This window comes from Micrococcus sp. KRD128 (assembly GCF_017168395.1).
GTDB classification, from domain to species: Bacteria; Actinomycetota; Actinomycetes; order Actinomycetales; family Micrococcaceae; genus Micrococcus; species Micrococcus luteus.
Window position 1 is genome coordinate 270,412 of sequence record NZ_JABFAX010000015.1, and the last position, 16,320, is coordinate 286,731.

The following is a 16,320-nucleotide window of genomic DNA, read 5'->3' on the forward strand; positions in this document are numbered from 1 at the left end:
CCGGGGACCCGGGAGGGGCCCGTCACGGATCACACCGCGGCGGGCTCGTCCCTCGTCTCCGCGGGGCTGAGCAGGGCCTGCAGCCGCGCCAGCACGGCTTCGGGCGCGTGCAGCCGTGCGTGGTGCTCGCGCGCCCGCTCCCGCCGTTCCCGCGCGGCCGCCGACGTCTCCTCCAGCAGGCCCAGCACCGTGGCGAGGAGCGTGGCGTCGTCGGTCTCGGTCACCGGCGGGGCGCACTCGTCCGGCGCGGGAGTCACCGGCGGCCCGGCGACCACAGCGTTGCCCGCGGCCAGGGCCTGCAGGGCCGCGATCTCCAGTTCTCCCGTGTGCAGCGGGGCCACGACGACATCGCCGTGGAACGCGTCGGGTCGACGGCGGAACCGGGGACCCGACGGGGCCTCGACCGGGATCCCGCGTGCGGTGAGTTCCGCGACCAGCTCGTCCACGGCCGCCGACTCGGCCGAGGTGCGGTCCCCGGGCAGGATGAGCACGCTGCGGGGGGCGGACGCGCCGTCAGGGCCGGGTCCCCGGTCCGTCGGCGTCGGGATCGGTGCCGGCAGCCAGAGCACGCCCGGCGTCAGCAGCGCCTCCTCGCGCCGGTGGGAGAGCACGGGGACTCCGGCGGCCAGGGCGGCCTGGAACGGGCGGCCCTGACGCCGGATGCGGCGGTCCAGCGCCGCCCGCGCGTCCGGGTCCAGTCCTCCCCAGGGGTGGCCGGGGACGGCCGTCAGCCGCCGGTCGACGCCGGCCAGGATCCGCTCGCCGGCCACGAGGGCGACCTGGCGTCCGCGAGCCCGGAGGGAGAGCAGTTCATGGACGGGGGACTGCTCGGCCCGGCCCCACAGCGGCCCCTCGCCCCCGCTGAGGACCGTGCCGTGGGCACGGTCGTCCGTGACCCAGTCCTGCAGGACGCCCCAGACCGCCTCGGGGCCGCCCACGGCGAGGCTGCGGCCCTCGGGGACCTCCCGGGGCGGCCGCTGCGTCGCGGGGCCGGCGTCGACGGGCCAGGCGTCCAGGAGGGGTCGGACCGTGGGCGGGTCGCCCACGACCAGGAGTCCGCGGGGCCGGGGATCGCGCGCGGGGTCCGGGGCGATCTCCACGGGCGGCGGCGCGGCGGGCGTGGGCACGAGACGCCGCCAGAGGCCGTGCAGCGCCCGCTCGGCGGCCTCCCACCCGTGGCGGGCGGTGATCTCCGGGGAGCGCGCGGCCGCGGTCAGCTCGGTCCGTCGCGCCAGGAGGTCGCGCACGGCCCGGGCGAGGTCCGCCGCGTCCCCGGGGGCGAACACGGTCCCCACCCCCTGCTCCCGGACGAAACGGGCCTGCTCGCGCAGGTCGGACACGATCAGCGGCAGACCCGCCAGCAGGCATTCACGCAGCTTGGTGGCCACCGCGCTCTCGTGGGCCGGGGTGGGGAGCAGAGGGCTCACGCCCGCGGTGGCGGAGGAGACGTACCACGTCACAGAGGCCGAGGGCACGTAGTCGACGATGTGCATCCGGTCGGCGACGTCGAGCTGGGCAGCCCGGTCGCGCAGGCCCTGCCGGGCGCCGGGGTCGGGGGAGCCCACGAACGCGACGTGGACGCCGGGCAGCAGCGGCAGGGCGTCCACCAGCGTGCCCACGCCGCGGACCTCGGCCAGCTTGCCGACGTAGACGAGCAGCGGGACGTCGTCGGATAGGCCCAGCTCGGTGCGCAGGGGCAGGCGCTCGGCCGGGTCCATCGGGACCTGCGTGCCCCACGGCCCGTTGATCACCGTCACGGGGCGTTCCGGCAGGGCGTGGTACTCGCGCATCCGGTCGGCCAGTCCGTCCGTGACGGCGACGACGGCGTCGGCCTCGTGGATCAGCTCGGCCTCGGCCGCCTTCCACGCGATGCGCTGGTCCACGGGCCCGGGCATCATCTGGCCGGGCAGCCACTCGTGCGCGTCGTAGACCCACGGCACCGGCGACAGCCCGCGCGCGGCGCGGTAGCGGTCGTAGGCGGCCGCGGCGGGCAGGGGATGGCGGTCGTGCACGTGGACGAGGTCGGGCGCGAGGTCGATCAGGGCACGCAGGAAGCCGTCCTCGTAGTCCGCGATCAGGGGCCAGACTTCGCGCCAGGCGCCGGTCCGCCCGGCGGCGAAGTTCTTCAGCGCGCGCCGGCCCCGCGCTGCAGCCCGGCCTCGGCGGCCCCGCGCCGGGCCGAGGCGGCCCAGGCGACGGGCGGCCCGGCCGAGTCGGCCGCGGGCCCCGTCGGGCAGGGCGTGGGGCGACAGCCCGCGCACCACGGCCTGGGGCAGGCCCGCCCCGGACTCGTGGGCGAGGTCCCAGGCGGTCATCGCCGCGGCCTCCTCGGGGTCCAGCACGGCGGACCAGTCCGTCGCGTCCGGCCGGGCGGTCCCGTGCAGGGTCTGCCAGGCCAGGTGCCGCCGGAACGTCACGGGCACGCGCAGGATGGGCACGGACCCGTACCGGCCGAGATTGAACGTGGTGCGGTGGGAGACGCCCACCACGACGACGTCGTAGCCGGCGCGCACCGCAGAGACCGCGGCCTTCTCCACGCGCGAGTCTCCGACGACCTGGTTCCCCACCAGCATCGCCATCCGGGGTCGGCGGGGGGCGGGCGTGGCGACGGGCATGGGGCTCCTTCTCAGCAGGGTCAGGTGGCGGCGCTCCCCAGGATCCGACGGACCAGCCGAGGCACGACGTTATCCTCAGCATAGATGTGCGCCACGTCTCGCCGGGCCTGGGCCACGGCGGACCGCCAGGCCCGCGCGTCGGCCGTCGCCTGGCGAAGGGCCTCGGCCATGGTGGCCACGTCCGGGCTCAGCCACGCGGCGGGGTAGAGCAGGTCGGCGCCCGCCCACGCGAGTGCGGCTGGCAGACAGCCGTGCGCGGCGCCGTCGGGCAGCGTGAAGTGGAACGACTCGAAGTCCGAGACGGAGAGCGCGACGCCCACCCGGGCATACCACGCGGGCATGTCCGGCCCGTGGGGGTCCCAGGCCACGGCTCCGGCGAGCATCGGGTCGGTATCGATGCGGCGCAGCTGCGCCCGGTAGTAGGCCGCCGCGGTGGGGCGCTGCGCCATCCAGCCGACCTCCTCCGGGTGGTGGCCGCGGATCCGGAGCGTGTGGCGGGGCTCGACCCGCCGGAGCGCCGCCAGCAGGTCAAGGGCGCGGTGCAGTCCCTTCCGCTCGGGCAGCACGCCCACCAGCCCGAGCACGAAGCGCCGGTCGTCGTCGCCGTCCGGGAGCGTGGGCGGCACCTCCACCGCGTTCGGCACCACCGAGGCCCGCGCGGCCGGGAAGCGGGTGTCCCGCAGCACCTGGGCGCGCACGTGCTCGGCCACGAACACCCACTCGTCCAGGGCGTCCTGACGCACCCGGGACGGGAACGCGGTGCCCGCCTCCTGCAGGTGGAGCCTGCTGGTCAACCGCGTCGTGCGGTGCGGAGAGTCCAGGTGCCGGGAGTACCAGGCGAGATTGCCGAGGCTCCATTCGCAGTGCACCACGTCCGCCCACGCGGCCAGGGCGCGGCTGCGCTCGACGTCGTGGCGGGCGTGGCCGCGCCAGGCGTCCACGCGCACCTCGTGCCCGTCTGCGCGCAGCCGGTCCATCAGCGCGCCCGCGAACTTCAGGTCGTGGCCCGCGACGACGACGCGGCGCGGCTCCGCGGTCACCCGCACCCGGGGTGCCGGCGCGGCGGGTGGGCCGGCGGCCTCGGCGGGCGTGAGCGAGTCCAGGCGCGCCGCCCGGCCGGCGGCGGCCAGGCGCTCCCACGTCTCGGCTGCCCGGTCCGGTCCGATCACGGCGCGGCCCGCGCGTGCGGCCACGCGGGCGAGCGGGGGGTCCAGCCGGGTCCCCTCCGGGGCGAGGACCGCGTCGACGAGCCCCAGCACGGCCAGGACCCGCGCCCGGCCGGCCGCCGTCGCCGGGTCCGGGCACGCGACGACGAGCACCCCGGGGAGGCGGCCGCCGGCGGTGCGCAGGGCGGCGGTCAGGGCCCGGCGGGAGGCCGGGTCAGTCATCAGCACCGTGTGCAGGCCGGGCGCGCCGGCGGGCATCTCCAGGTCCGCGCAGCGCCGGCCGGCCAGCTCGGCGGCCGCCTCGACGGACCAGCCGCGCCCGGCCTGCCCGTCCACCGGCAGGAGCAGGACGGCCGGCGCGGCGGCCGGCCGGGGCCCGAGGGGGGAGAACGCGTCGAGGGAGGGGACGCGCGCACCCGTCAGGGCGCGGCGCAGCACCGCCGCCGCCGGGAGCGGGAGCGCGGCCGACGCGTCCGGCACATACACGTCCGCCGCACGCCAGGTGCGCTCCGGGAGGACGGCCGCGCCCCGCGCGCCGCGCGCCGCGCGGAGGGCCGAGGCGCCGACGTCGCCGGCCGTGGCGGCCGCGCGCTCGCCCACGATGCGGGCCCGGCCCACCCAGCGACGCAGCCGCGCCCCGGCCACGTTCACAGCGCGGTGATCCCGGTGGGCCGCTCGCCGCCGCTCCACGCGATGCGCTCCCGCACGAGCTCTGACTGCTTGCGCTCGAGGATTTCCTGGGCCTCCTCGGTCCGCCCCTGGGCCATGGCCCGGGCGTAGAGGTTGTAGCCGCGCGTCACGGCGCGAGGGCTGCCGTCCATCGTCAGGACGCCCCGCTCGATCCAGATCACGCGCTGGCACATCTCCTGGATGGTGCTGAGGGAGTGGCTGACCAGGAACACGCAGCCGGCCTGCTCGCGCAGCTCGTCGAGCCGCTGGCGCGTGCGCTCCCGGAACTGGGCGTCGCCCGTGTTGAGCGCCTCGTCGATCACGAGGATGTCCGGGTCCACCGAGGTGGCGATCGCGAACTGCAGGCGCGCGGCCATGCCCGAGGAGTACGCCTTGAGCGGCAGCTGGAGCGCGTGGTCGTCGAGACCGGACAGGGCGACGACGGCGTCCCGCTTGGCCTCCGCCTCCGCGCGGGACATCCCCATCGCCAGGCAGCCCAGACGGATGTTGTCCTCACCGGAGACCTGGCGCACGAGCGCGGCGTTGACGCCCAGCATCACGGGCGTGGAGGTCGCGTAGATGTGGCCGGTGGTCGGGCGCATCTGGCCAGTGATGAGCTTCATCAGGGTGGACTTGCCGGACCCGTTCGTGCCGATCACGCCCACGGACTCGCCGCGCCCCACCACGAACGACAGCGGCTGCAGCGCCTGGACCTCCGTGGTGCGAACGCCCCGGGCGGCGCGGACCCGACCCCGCAGGCCCCGGCGGGGCTGGACCGCTTCGGCCGAGAGGACGCGGTAGGTCATGGACGCCTCGTCGACGACGACGGAGGGAGTCAGCGGCTCCGCGCTCATCGTTCCTCCCCGTAGGTCTCCTCGGCGCGCCAGAACACCACGGTCCCCACCACGAGCAGGGCCGCCGTCCACGCCGCGAGGACGATCCACCGCATGGGGTCCGCGTCGGAGGCGTACAGCAGGGACTGTCGCGCGATGTCCAGGACGCAGAACAGCGGGTTCAGATGCATGGCGGTCATCAACGGCGGGATGTTCGCGAAGCGGTCGGCGCTGAAGAACACGGCGGAGACGTAGAGCCAGATCCGGGTGCCGAACGCGATGAGGTTGGACAGGTCGGACCAGCGGGCCACGTAGCGGGCCAGCAGGAGGGAGGCGCCGACGTTGAACAGCGTCTGCAGCGCCAGCAGCGGGATCAGCAGCAGCCAGCGCCACGTGATCTGCTCCATCGGCGGGATGGCCAGGACCAGCACCAGCATCACCACCAGCGTCGGGCCGAAGAGCATCAGCTCGCGGATGTTCGTCGCGATCGGCAGTGTGGCCCGCGGGAAGCGGAAGGCGCGGACGATGGAGAGGTTGGTCGAGATCGAACGCGACCCCGCCGTGATCGCGCTCGAGGTGTAGCGGAACAGGAACACGCCGATGATCAGGTAGCCGAGGAAGTTCGGCACGCCACGGCCGGTGCCCAGCAGCAGCCCGAACACGAGGAAGTACGCCGCGCCGTCGAGGATCGGGTTGAGGACCATCCAGACGCGGCCGAGCGCGTTGACGGAGTTCGCCCCGGCGATCCGGGAGCGGGAGTCGAACAGGATGAACGAGCGGTACTCCCAGAGGGAGGCCAGGTAGCGCGCCAGGCCCGGACGGGCGCCCACTCGGCGCAGGGTGGCTCCGTCCACGGTCAGGACCGCGGTGCCGCTCGGGACGCGGGGATCGCCGGTGTCTGCCATGCCGTCGCGGCCTCTCTTCATGCAGGCGGGAAGGCGGGCCGGGGCGGCCCGCCGCGAGTCGCCACTCTAGCAACCGGCGGTGCCGCGGCGCCGTCAGTAGACTGGCGACAGCTCGCGCCCGCGTCGAGCCTGATCGGGCCGCGGCCGCGGTCGGTCGTCCAGTCAAGAGGAGCAACTGTGCCCAAGGTCATGCCCATCTACGGAACCCGCCCGGAGGCGATCAAGGTGGCCCCCATCGTCAAGGCGCTGCAGGCCGACGAGCGGTTCGAGTGCGTGGTGACCGTCACGGGGCAGCACCGCGAGATGCTGGACCAGGTCAACGAGCTGTTCGGCATCGTCCCGGACCACGACCTGAACATCATCCAGCCCCGGCAGACCCTCAACGGCGTGTTCGCCCGCACCCTGGACGGGCTCGACGCCGTCCTGGAGCAGGAGCGGCCGGACGCCGTCGTGGTCCAGGGCGACACCACGACCTCGACGGCGGGCGCCGTCGCCGCCTTCAACCGCGGCATCCCCGTGGTCCACGCCGAGGCGGGCCTGCGCAGCTTCGACATCCTCTCCCCGTTCCCGGAGGAGGCCAACCGCAAGATCACCAGCCAGATCTCGGCGCTGCACCTGCCCCCGACCACCGTGAGCCGGGACAACCTGCTGCGTGAGGCCGTGGCCGCGGAGGACGTCTACGTCACGGGCAACACCGTGATCGACGCACTGCTGGAGGCCGTCGGCCACCAGGTGCCGTTCGAGGACGAGCGTCTGGCCGAGCTGGAGGCGTCCGGCCGTCGCGTCGTCCTGGTGACGACCCACCGGCGCGAGAACCAGGGCGACGCGATGCGCGGCGTCGGGCGCGCCCTGGCCCGCCTGGCCGCGGACCACCCCGACGTCACCTTCGTCCTGCCGGCGCACCGCAACCCGGTGGTTCGCGAAGCGATCCTTCCCGAGATCGAGGGCCGCGAGAACGTGCTCGTGACCGAGCCCCTCGCCTACGGCGAGTTCACCCACCTGCTGTCTGTGGCCACCGTCGTGCTGACGGACTCCGGCGGCGTCCAGGAGGAGGCCCCGTCGCTGGGCAAGCCCGTCCTCGTGATGCGCGAGAACACCGAGCGTCCCGAGGCCGTGACCGCCGGCACCGTGCGTCTGATCGGCACGGACGAGGAGGTCGTGGTCACCGAGGTCACCCGCCTGCTGACGGACGAGGCCGCGTACAGCGCGATGTCCCAGGCGGTGAACCCCTACGGCGACGGCCGCGCGGCCGAGCGCACGGTCTCGGCGATCGCCGAGCTGCTCGGCGTGGGCGAGCGGCTGCCGGCCTTCGACGGCGCCTGAGCCGCACCACACCCCGGACGGGGACACCCACCCCGTCGACGTCACGAGGCCGCCGTCCCCGCGCGGACGGCGGCCTCGTGCGTGCCTCCGACTTCACCCGTCCTCGCGCGGGGTCACCCGGACGTCCTCCGGGCGGACCAGCGGCAGGGACCCGGTGCGGGGTCCGCCGGGCACGATCGGCAGGTTGGTCTCCGGGGCGCGCCACCACGCGAGCGCGCCGAGCAGGATGACGCCGCCGGTGAGCACGAACGCCCACCCGTAGCCGGCGGTGTCCACCACGAGGCCGGCCAGCAGCGGGCCGGAGATGGCGCCCAGGTCGGCGGACATCTGGGCGGTGGACATCACAGCGCCGGAGCGCCGTCCCTGGCCCACGACGTCGGCGATGGCCGCCTGCTGCGGGGCGTTGAGGGTGCCCGTGCCGGCGCCGGCCAGCAGGCACGCGAGCAGGAAGAGCGCGGGCGAGCTCATCCAGCCGATCACCCCGGTGGTGACGGCCATGACGAGCAGGCCCGCCAGGATCAGCGGACGGCGTCCATGCCGGTCGGACAGCCGCGAGCTGAACGTCACGGCGGTGACGTTGCCGAGCGCGAACACGGACAGGGCCAGGCCCGCCATGAGCGCGCCGTCCACCTGCCAGCCCAGCAGCCCCGTGCCGGCGAAGGCGGTGGCCGCGAACAGGGGCATCACCGAGTTGCGCACACCGAATGTCGCCCAGCCGTTGGCGAAGAAGGAGACCAGCGCGGCCCGGTAGGACGGGTTGGCCAGGGCCTCCCGGATCGGCATGGCGGGGCGGACGTCGCGGACGGCGCGGTCCGCGAGCCGGGTGTCCTTGAGCAGGAAGAACACGAGGGCCGCCGCCACCACCAGGGAGCTGCCGTAGATGAGGAACGGGGCCCGGTACCCGAATACGGCCAGGGCGGAGCCCACGATCGGCCCCACGATGTTGCCGATCAGAAAGGCGGACGCGTAGGCGCCCGAGATCCTGCCGCGCATCGTGGGCGGGGACTTCCGGGCCAGGAACGCCATCGCGGACACGGTGAAGAGGGTGGAGCCGATGCCGCCGAGCGCCCGGAAGAGGAGCAGCTGCGGAAAGGTCTGCGCGAAGGCGACCAGGAACATGGACGCGGCCACGATCAGCACGCCCGTCATGTACACGGGCGTCTCGCCGAGCCGGTTCGTCAGCTTGCCGGAGACCGGGGCGAACAGGAGGCGGGTCAGCCCGAACGCGGACACGACGGCGGCCACCCCGACGGCGGACGCGTCGAACGTCGCCGCGTACTGCGGCAGCAGCGGGGCGATGATGCCGAAGCCGATCGCGATGATGAACGCGGCGGCGACGAGGACCTTGATCTCACGGGGCAGGGGGACCCGCGAGGAGCGGGCGGACGACGACGGCATGATCGCCATCCTCGCACGGCGCCGGGTGGGCGACCCGGGGCGACGTCCGCCACGCCTCGTGGGACACTGGTGAGATGGACCACCGGTCTTCCTCCGGCCGTCGTCGCCGGATGTTCCGCGTCTGCGCCGGCCTGCTGGCCGCTGCCGTCGGGTTGGCGGGCTGTGCACCTCAACCTGCCGCGGCGCCCGGCGACGAGTCCGGGGATCCTCCCCAGACAGCTGGCCACCCCATGACCGCCGTCGAGCGCGCAAGCCTCTCTCCGTGTCGAGCCTATGGGCAGCTCCAGAGATTCAACACGGTGGAGACCAATGCGCGGGACGTCTACGGGTGGCGCCAGTTCGATCCCGTCGCGGTGGGTGACGGATCGGGTGACATCGACTGGGATGTAGATCCTTACCAGGACGAAGGCTGGCGTCTGTGGCTGTCTTCCCTCAAGTGGATCGGGCCCAGCATCGAAGCCGGCCGGGAAGGCGACGAGGAGGCCCTCGGTGTCGCTGAGCGGGTCATACGCGATTGGCGGGCTGACCACGAGGGCGGATGGGGCGGCGACCATGATGATGCGGAGGCCAACCATCATCGCATGGGGGTCCTCCTCTGCTTCCGTGAAGTGGTCGCCGACCGCGCAGCACGTTCTGCTGAACTTGCCAAGGACGGCAGTCTGCCGGAGGAGTATGCCTGGCTGGATGATCTGATCGGCCAGCACGCAGCGCAGAACATGGCGCGCTACTCGAAGCGGCACAATCACGGGTCGATGGAGAATCTGGCTCTTCTGGGCGCCGGGTGCGTTCTGGGCCGACCGGACTGGATGGAGCACGCCATGGAGCGCGCCGAAGGAGATATCCCCTTCCAGGTGGACGACCAGGGCCTCAGTAACGAAGCGGCACCGCATTACGCGCAATTCAACTATGTGCTCTTCCAAGCCATTGATGAGACGGCAGCCCGATGCGGGGTCGAATCCGGCGCCTTCGAGGATGGGGTGGAAAAAATGGGTCAAGCCCTTCCTCATATGGTTGATTCGACGGGCTCCTACTGGCAATACGGGGACAGTGCAGAGTTCCCTGTCAAGCCATTCGACGGCATGAGCGATGAGCTGCGCTACGCGGCCACCGACGGCGCGGAGGGCGTCGCGTCTGCCGACCGTGTCCGGGCTTTCGACTCCGGCCCCGTATTCGGCCGGTCATCCTGGGGAACTCCCGGCGACGGCTTCGCGGACGCCGCCGCATGGATGCTGCGCACGGGCACGGGGCGGGAGACGAAGTCCCACCGCGGTGATCTGATGCAGTTCCTGTACACGGCGCGCGGTCGCCAGATCGTCGAAGACGGGGGGCATCCCGGCATCGTCGAGGACAGCTGGCGACCGTGGGGTCTGGGACCGACTGCGCACAACGTGATCCACATTCCGACGCTCGACGAGTACCCGGGCGCGGGTCCTGCCGAGCGGGGTGATGTGTGGGTGTCGTCGGATGGCTCTGCCGACGGTGCGACGGCGCGCCAGAATCTGGACGTCGGCGGGGAGCGGGCCCGTTCTGTTCTCGTGCTCACCGACCCGGACGCCGCCGTCATCGTGGATCGCACTCGCATACTCGACGGCCGGACGGACCATGTGGTGGAGACGCTCTGGAATCTTCCGGCGGAGTTCTCGGCGGAGAGGGTCTCCGAGGACACCGTCCGGGCGGTGGACGCAGGCTCCGGCGAATCGACGACCCTGGTGCAGGTGCGCCTGGACGGTGAGCCGGTGCCGCGTGGCGGTGTGCACCTGCGACGGGGCGAGACCGACGTCGAGGGCGGCCACGCCCACCACGGATGGCACTACCCCGCAGAGCAGGAACGGGAGGAGGCGACGCAGGTCGCGTTCCGTTCGACCGGAGCCGAGTCCGCGATCGTGAGTGTGCTCGTCCCGGCCGCCGCGGGTGACGCCGTGCGGGTGGACAGTGAGAGCGCCCCCGACGGCTCCGTCATCCTCACGGTCCGGAGCGAGGATGGGCACGCCCGAGTCTTGGTGCAGCAGGACGGCACCCTCTCCCGCCTGACGTGAGCGGTGCGACCCGGGGCGGGCGACGGCCCGTGTGACAGACTGGGCCCGTGGAAATCGTGCTCATAGTCTCAGTCGTGGCCGCCCTGCTGCTGGGCGGCGTGCTCGTCGGCCTGCTGGACCGGCGCCCCGCCCCGCCGAAGGGGTCGTACCAGGAAGTGCGGGACGCGGACGACCCGCGCCCGAGCCCGCGGCACGCGGCCCCGTCGGGCTCCACCGCCGTCCTGGAACGCCCCGAGGTCGACGAGGCGCCGCCCGTCGTCGCCGAGCCGGAGCCCGCCGTCGTCGAGGAGGCGGAGACCGCCCCGGCGAAGCCCGAGTACGAGCGGCCCGAGGCCGCCGGCTCGCGCCTGGCCCGCCTGCGGGCCCGCCTGCTCAAGTCCAACAACGTCTTCGGCAAGGGCCTGCTGGCGCTGCTGTCCCAGGACCGCATCGACGACGACGTGTGGGACGAAATCGAGGAGACGCTGCTGATGGCGGACCTCGGCACCGAGCCCACCCTGGAGCTCGTCGACCGCCTCAAGGCCCGCGTCACGGTCGAGGGCACGCGTGACCCCGAGCAGGTGCGCACCCTGCTGCGCGAGGAGCTCGTGGCGATGGTGGACCCCTCGATGGACCGCCGTCTCGCCGCGACCCGCAAGGGCGACCGCCCCGCCGTGACCATGGTCGTGGGCGTCAACGGCGTCGGCAAGACCACCACCGTGGGCAAGCTCGCCCGCGTGCTCGTGGCGGAGGACCGCACCGTCGTGCTCGGCGCCGCGGACACCTTCCGCGCCGCCGCCGCCGAGCAGCTCGCCACGTGGGGTTCCCGCGTAGGCGTGGAGACCGTCCGCTCCGAGAAGGAGGGCGCCGACCCGGCGTCCGTCGCCTTCGAGGCCGTGGAGCACGGCATCGCCGAGGGCGTCGACGTCGTGCTCGTGGACACCGCGGGCCGTCTGCAGAACAAGGCCAACCTCATGGACGAGCTCGGCAAGATCAAGCGCGTCATCGAGAAGCAGGCCGAGGTGGACGAGGTCCTGCTCGTCCTCGACGCCACCACGGGCCAGAACGGCCTGACCCAGGCGAAGGTGTTCGCCGAGGTCGTGGACGTCACCGGCATCGTGCTGACCAAGCTGGACGGCACCGCCAAGGGCGGCATCGTGATCGCCATCCAGCGCCAGCTCGGCGTGCCCGTCAAGCTGATCGGCCTCGGCGAGGGCCCCGACGACCTCGCACCGTTCACCGCCGAGGGCTTCGTGGACGCGCTGCTGGCCGACTGACGTCCCGCACCCCGGTCCAGGGCCCCTCCCGACGTCGTCGGGAGGGGCCCTGTCCTGTCACGGAGACGTCATCGACGTGTGGTGCGGCCCACTCCTCCGGTATCTTCCTTGCATCGGCCCCGATCGGGGCCGGGCAGCGACGCCGCGGGACGGGCGTTCGCCCCCGGCTCGCGGCCCGGACCGAAGGAGACCCCCATGGAGGAGTCGAACGTCCTGGACGCAGGGACAGTGTGGATGGTGACGAGCGCGGCGATGGTCCTGCTCATGACACCCGGACTGGCCATCTTCTACGGCGGCATGACCCGCGCGAAGTCCTCGCTCAACATGATCATGATGTCCTTCGTCTCGATGGGCCTCGTCGGCGTCGTCTGGGTCCTGTGGGTCCACGGGATGACCGGCGGCGACGGGTGGGCCGGGGTGGTGGGGAACCCCGCCGGTGACCTCGGACTGACCGGCACGATGGCCGAGGGCGGGCTCGTCGCGGCGGCCTACGGCGCCACCTTTGCGATCATCGCGGTCGCCCTCATCTCCGGCGCGGTGGCCGACCGCTTCAAGTTCGTCACGTGGTGCGTCTTCGTGCCCGTCTGGACCACCGTCGTCTACGCCCCGCTGGCCTACATGGTGTGGGGCGGCGGTCTCCTCTCCGCGGACGGCGCCATCGGCGCCCGCCTGGGGGAGGCCCTCGACTTCGCCGGTGGCCTCGTGGTGCACATCAGCGCCGGCGTGGCCGCCCTCGTGCTCGCGCTGATGCTGGGCAAGCGCCACGGCTTCGGCGTGGACCCCGGCCACCGGCCGCACAACGTCCCGTTCACCATGCTCGGCGCGGCCCTCCTCTGGTTCGGCTGGTTCGGGTTCAACGGGGGCGCGGCGGGCAGTGTCGACGAGCTCGGACTGATCTGGGTGGACACCCTCGCCGCCGGCGCCGCCGGCATGCTCGGCTGGGTGTTCGTGGAGTGGCTGCGCCGCGGCCGGCCGACCTCGATCGGCACCGCGTCCGGGATCGTCTCGGGCCTGGTCGCCATCACGCCCGCGTGCGCCTTTGTGAGCCCCCTGGGGGCCGTGGCGATCGGCCTCGTCTCCGGTGCGGCCAGCGCGCTCGCGGTCAACCTCAAGTACCGCCTCGGCTTCGACGATTCGCTCGACGTCGTCGGCGTGCACCTCACCTCCGGCATCCTGGGCACCGTGCTGATCGGCTTCTTCGCCCTGCCGGACGAGGGCCGGGCGGGCCTGTTCTACGGCGGAGACGCCGGTCTTCTGGTGGCCCAGACGGTGGCCGTGCTCGTCGCCGTGGTCTTCACCGCCGTGGTGACCACGGCCATCGCCCTGGTCCTGCGCGGGACCATGGGCCTGCGGGTGAGCAAGGAGGACGAGGAGCGGGGCGTCGATCTGACCCTGCACGACGAGTCGGCCTACGACGTCGGCTTCGGCGGGGTGCCCGTCCCCGCCGAGGCGCGGTGAGCCGCCGCGGACGGGTGAGGCCGGTCGGTTGCTAGGCTTGGCGGGCGCCGCGGTGGATGCCGCGGCGCCCGCGACCGACCGCGTCCGGCTCAGTCGACCCCGCTTCGAAGGATCACACCCGCCGTGTTCAACTCCCTGTCCGACCGCCTCACAGCCACCTTCCGCAGCCTCAAGGGCAAGGGGCGGCTGAGCGAGGCGGACATCGACGCCACCGCACGCGAGATCCGCCGCGCCCTCCTGGACGCCGATGTCGCCGTGCCCGTGGTCCGCCAGTTCATCGCGCAGATCAAGGAGCGCGCCCTCGGCGCCGAGGTGGCCCAGGCCCTGAACCCGGGCCAGCAGGTCGTGAAGATCGTCAACGAGGAGCTCGTGGGCATCCTCGGCGGCGAGACCCGGCGCATCCAGCACGCCAAGACGGGCACCACGGTCATCATGCTCGTGGGCCTGCAGGGCGCCGGCAAGACGACCCTCGCCGGCAAGCTCGCCCACCTGCTCAAGTCCCAGGGCCACACCCCGCTGCTCGTGGCCTGCGACCTCCAGCGTCCGAACGCCGTGAAGCAGCTGCAGGTCGGCGGCGAGCGCGCCGGCGTCCCGGTCTACGCGCCGCACCCCGGCGTCTCCTCCGAGTTCGAGGCCGCCACCGGCGACCCGGTGCAGGTGGCCCGTGACGGCGTCGCCGAGGCCAACACGAAGTACCACGACGTGGTCATCATCGACACCGCCGGCCGCCTCGGCGTGGACGCCGAGCTCATGCAGCAGGCCGCGGACATCCGCGCCGCCGTGGACCCGGACGAGGTGCTCTTCGTCATCGACGCGATGATCGGCCAGGACGCCGTGGCCACGGCCCAGGCGTTCAACGAGGGCGTCGGCTTCACCGGCGTCGTCCTCACCAAGCTCGACGGCGACGCGCGCGGCGGCGCCGCGCTGTCCGTCCGCCACGTGACCGGCAAGCCGATCATGTTCGCCTCCACGGGCGAGGGCCTGAAGGACTTCGAGGTCTTCCACCCGGACCGCATGGCCTCGCGCATCCTCGACATGGGCGACGTGCTCTCCCTGATCGAGCAGGCCGAGCAGAACTGGGACCGCACCGAGGCCGAGAAGATGGCCCGCAAGTTCGCGGACCAGGAGGACTTCACCCTCGACGACTTCCTCGCCCAGATGCAGCAGCTCAAGAAGATGGGCTCGCTGAAGAAGATGCTCATGATGATGCCGGGCGCCCAGGGCATGCGGCAGCAGCTCGAGCAGTTCGACGAGTCGTCGATCGGCCGCGTCGAGGCGATCATCCACTCGATGACCCCGCACGAGCGCGTGGCCCCCAAGATCATCAACGGTTCGCGCCGTGCCCGCATCGCCCGCGGCTCGGGCGTGAGCGTGTCCGAGGTCAACGGCCTGCTCGAGCGCTTCGCGGAGGCGCAGAAGATGATGAAGCGCATGGCCGCCGGCGGCGGCATCCCGGGCATGCCCGGGATGCCGGGCGGCGCCTCCCGCAAGGCGAAGGGCAAGGGCAAGAACGCCAAGCGCGATCGCGTGAAGTCCGGCAACCCGGCCAAGGCCGCGGCCGAGCGCAAGGCGATCGAGGAGCGGCGCGCCCGCGCCGCCCAGGCGCAGGCCGGAGCCGTGTTCGGCCGCGACGGCGCGGGGATGGACGGCTTCGACCCGTCCACCCTCAACCTGCCGGCGGGCTTCGAAAAGTACCTCAAGGACCGCTGAGTCGCCCGCTGCCCGGTCTCGGCGCGCCGGGTGTGCACCGGCCCGCCCGATCTGGCAGAATGGCACGGTACTGAGCGTGAGCCCGGACGACCCTCTATCCTCCGCTGCGCTCCGTTCCGTGTGCCAGGTCGTCGACGCCCGCTGCCCCCACGCGGCGTCGTGCCCCGGCCCCCCAGATCCACTGAAGGAGAACCACACTCGTGGCTGTCAAGATTCGTCTGAAGCGGTTCGGCAAGATCCGCGCCCCGTTCTACCGCGTCGTCGTCATGGACTCGCGCACCCGCCGCGATGGCCGTGCCATCGAGGAGATCGGCAAGTACCACCCGACCGAGGAGCCCTCGTTCATCGAGATCGACTCGGAGCGCGCCCAGTACTGGCTCTCCGTCGGCGCCCAGCCGACCGAGCAGGTCGCCGCGCTGCTGAAGGTCACCGGTGACTGGCAGAAGTTCAAGGGCGAGTCGGGCGCCGAGGGCACCCTGAAGTCCAAGTCCGAGAAGGAGGCCTTCGTGGCCCCCGAGAAGGGCTCGGTCATCCTGCCGGAGGAGCCGAAGCAGGAGGAGGCCCCGGCCGAGTCCGAGCAGGCCGCCGAGGCCCCGGCCGAGGAGGCCGCTGAGGCTCCGGCCGAGGACGCCGAGAAGTCCGAGTGACCATGCTGACCGAGGCCCTCGAGCACCTGGTGCGCGGCATCGTGGACACGCCCGAGGCGGTTCGCGTGGACGCCCGCTCCCAGCGGCGCGGCGACATGCTGGAGGTCCGCGTGGCCCCCGAGGACCTGGGTCGCGTGATCGGCCGCCAGGGTCGCACCGCCACCGCGCTGCGCACCGTGCTGGACGGCCTGGCCGGCCACCCCGTCCGCGTGGACGTGGTGGAGACCGACCGCCGCTCCTGACGGCCCGTGACGCACGGCCCGCCCGCCCCTCACCGGGCCGGCGGGCCGTCGTCGTCTGCGGC

Annotated in this window: 12 protein-coding genes; 7 read left to right on the forward strand and 5 right to left on the reverse strand. The window is 73.1% G+C overall.

The window, feature by feature from the left end:
- Window positions 1-29: 29 nt before the first annotated feature.
- The 4 genes from J1M44_RS07450 to J1M44_RS07465 are packed head-to-tail and all read right to left on the reverse strand — an operon-like array spanning window position 30 to window position 6,188.
- A complete protein-coding gene (locus tag J1M44_RS07450) occupies window positions 30-2,615 on the reverse strand; it encodes a glycosyltransferase family 4 protein (protein ID WP_206480813.1) in 2,586 nt (861 codons plus the stop codon).
- Window positions 2,616-2,635: 20 nt separating this feature from the next.
- A complete protein-coding gene (locus J1M44_RS07455) occupies window positions 2,636-4,432 on the reverse strand; it encodes a hypothetical protein (protein WP_342356581.1) in 1,797 nt (598 codons plus the stop codon).
- Window positions 4,429-5,304 (reverse strand): ABC transporter ATP-binding protein, encoded by an 876-nt coding sequence (locus J1M44_RS07460; RefSeq protein ID WP_100057395.1) that lies wholly within the window; start codon window positions 5,302-5,304, stop codon window positions 4,429-4,431. Before J1M44_RS07460 ends, J1M44_RS07455 begins: the two co-directional genes overlap by 4 nt.
- The gene (locus tag J1M44_RS07465) at window positions 5,301-6,188 is read right to left on the reverse strand and encodes an ABC transporter permease (RefSeq protein WP_098471505.1); all 888 of its coding nucleotides are present in this window, start codon (window positions 6,186-6,188) and stop codon (window positions 5,301-5,303) included. Before J1M44_RS07465 ends, J1M44_RS07460 begins: the two co-directional genes overlap by 4 nt.
- 177 nt (window positions 6,189-6,365) lie before the next feature.
- Here J1M44_RS07465 and wecB point away from each other — a divergent pair, with 177 nt between their 5' ends.
- Window positions 6,366-7,511 carry a non-hydrolyzing UDP-N-acetylglucosamine 2-epimerase gene (gene wecB, locus J1M44_RS07470; RefSeq protein WP_135039967.1) on the forward strand — a complete coding sequence of 382 codons (1,146 nt, stop codon included), beginning with the start codon at window positions 6,366-6,368 and terminating at the stop codon, window positions 7,509-7,511.
- A 93-nt stretch (window positions 7,512-7,604) separates the two neighbouring features.
- Here wecB and J1M44_RS07475 read toward each other — a convergent pair whose 3' ends face one another.
- Window positions 7,605-8,909, reverse strand: coding sequence for an MFS transporter (locus tag J1M44_RS07475; protein ID WP_206480815.1), 1,305 nt, complete (start codon window positions 8,907-8,909; stop codon window positions 7,605-7,607).
- Between the two features lie 230 nt (window positions 8,910-9,139).
- Here J1M44_RS07475 and J1M44_RS07480 point away from each other — a divergent pair, with 230 nt between their 5' ends.
- The 6 genes from J1M44_RS07480 to J1M44_RS07505 all read left to right on the forward strand — a co-directional run bounded on the left by J1M44_RS07480 (window position 9,140) and on the right by J1M44_RS07505 (window position 16,258).
- Window positions 9,140-10,945: an alginate lyase family protein gene (locus J1M44_RS07480; RefSeq protein WP_206480816.1), complete on the forward strand. Its 1,806-nt coding sequence runs from the start codon at window positions 9,140-9,142 to the stop codon at window positions 10,943-10,945.
- A gap of 47 nt (window positions 10,946-10,992) precedes the next feature.
- Window positions 10,993-12,201, forward strand: a complete 1,209-nt coding sequence (gene ftsY / locus J1M44_RS07485; protein WP_206480817.1) for a signal recognition particle-docking protein FtsY — start codon at window positions 10,993-10,995, stop codon at window positions 12,199-12,201.
- A 195-nt stretch (window positions 12,202-12,396) separates the two neighbouring features.
- A complete protein-coding gene (locus J1M44_RS07490) occupies window positions 12,397-13,659 on the forward strand; it encodes an ammonium transporter (RefSeq protein WP_049158763.1) in 1,263 nt (420 codons plus the stop codon).
- Between the two features lie 123 nt (window positions 13,660-13,782).
- The gene (gene ffh / locus J1M44_RS07495; RefSeq protein ID WP_036381237.1) at window positions 13,783-15,369 is read left to right on the forward strand and encodes a signal recognition particle protein; all 1,587 of its coding nucleotides are present in this window, start codon (window positions 13,783-13,785) and stop codon (window positions 15,367-15,369) included.
- 200 nt (window positions 15,370-15,569) lie between these two features.
- The gene (gene rpsP / locus J1M44_RS07500; protein WP_020628324.1) at window positions 15,570-16,016 is read left to right on the forward strand and encodes a 30S ribosomal protein S16; all 447 of its coding nucleotides are present in this window, start codon (window positions 15,570-15,572) and stop codon (window positions 16,014-16,016) included.
- Window positions 16,017-16,018: 2 nt separating this feature from the next.
- On the forward strand, window positions 16,019-16,258 hold the full coding sequence (locus tag J1M44_RS07505; RefSeq protein ID WP_029248213.1) for an RNA-binding protein: 240 nt from the start codon (window positions 16,019-16,021) through the stop codon (window positions 16,256-16,258).
- The last annotated feature ends 62 nt before the right edge of the window (window positions 16,259-16,320 follow it).

Excerpts from the sequence above, each read along its gene's own strand:
- J1M44_RS07460 (WP_100057395.1), bottom strand. The coding sequence starts at position 5,304 with ATGAGCGCGGAGCCGCTGACTCCCTCCGTCGTCGTCGACGAGGCGTCC.
- J1M44_RS07475 (WP_206480815.1), bottom strand. The coding sequence starts at position 8,909 with ATGCCGTCGTCGTCCGCCCGCTCCTCGCGGGTCCCCCTGCCCCGTGAG.
- J1M44_RS07450 (WP_206480813.1), bottom strand. The coding sequence starts at position 2,615 with ATGCCCGTCGCCACGCCCGCCCCCCGCCGACCCCGGATGGCGATGCTG.
- J1M44_RS07505 (WP_029248213.1), top strand. The coding sequence starts at position 16,019 with ATGCTGACCGAGGCCCTCGAGCACCTGGTGCGCGGCATCGTGGACACG.
- J1M44_RS07490 (WP_049158763.1), top strand. The coding sequence starts at position 12,397 with ATGGAGGAGTCGAACGTCCTGGACGCAGGGACAGTGTGGATGGTGACG.
- J1M44_RS07465 (WP_098471505.1), bottom strand. The coding sequence starts at position 6,188 with ATGGCAGACACCGGCGATCCCCGCGTCCCGAGCGGCACCGCGGTCCTG.
- J1M44_RS07480 (WP_206480816.1), top strand. The coding sequence starts at position 9,140 with ATGACCGCCGTCGAGCGCGCAAGCCTCTCTCCGTGTCGAGCCTATGGG.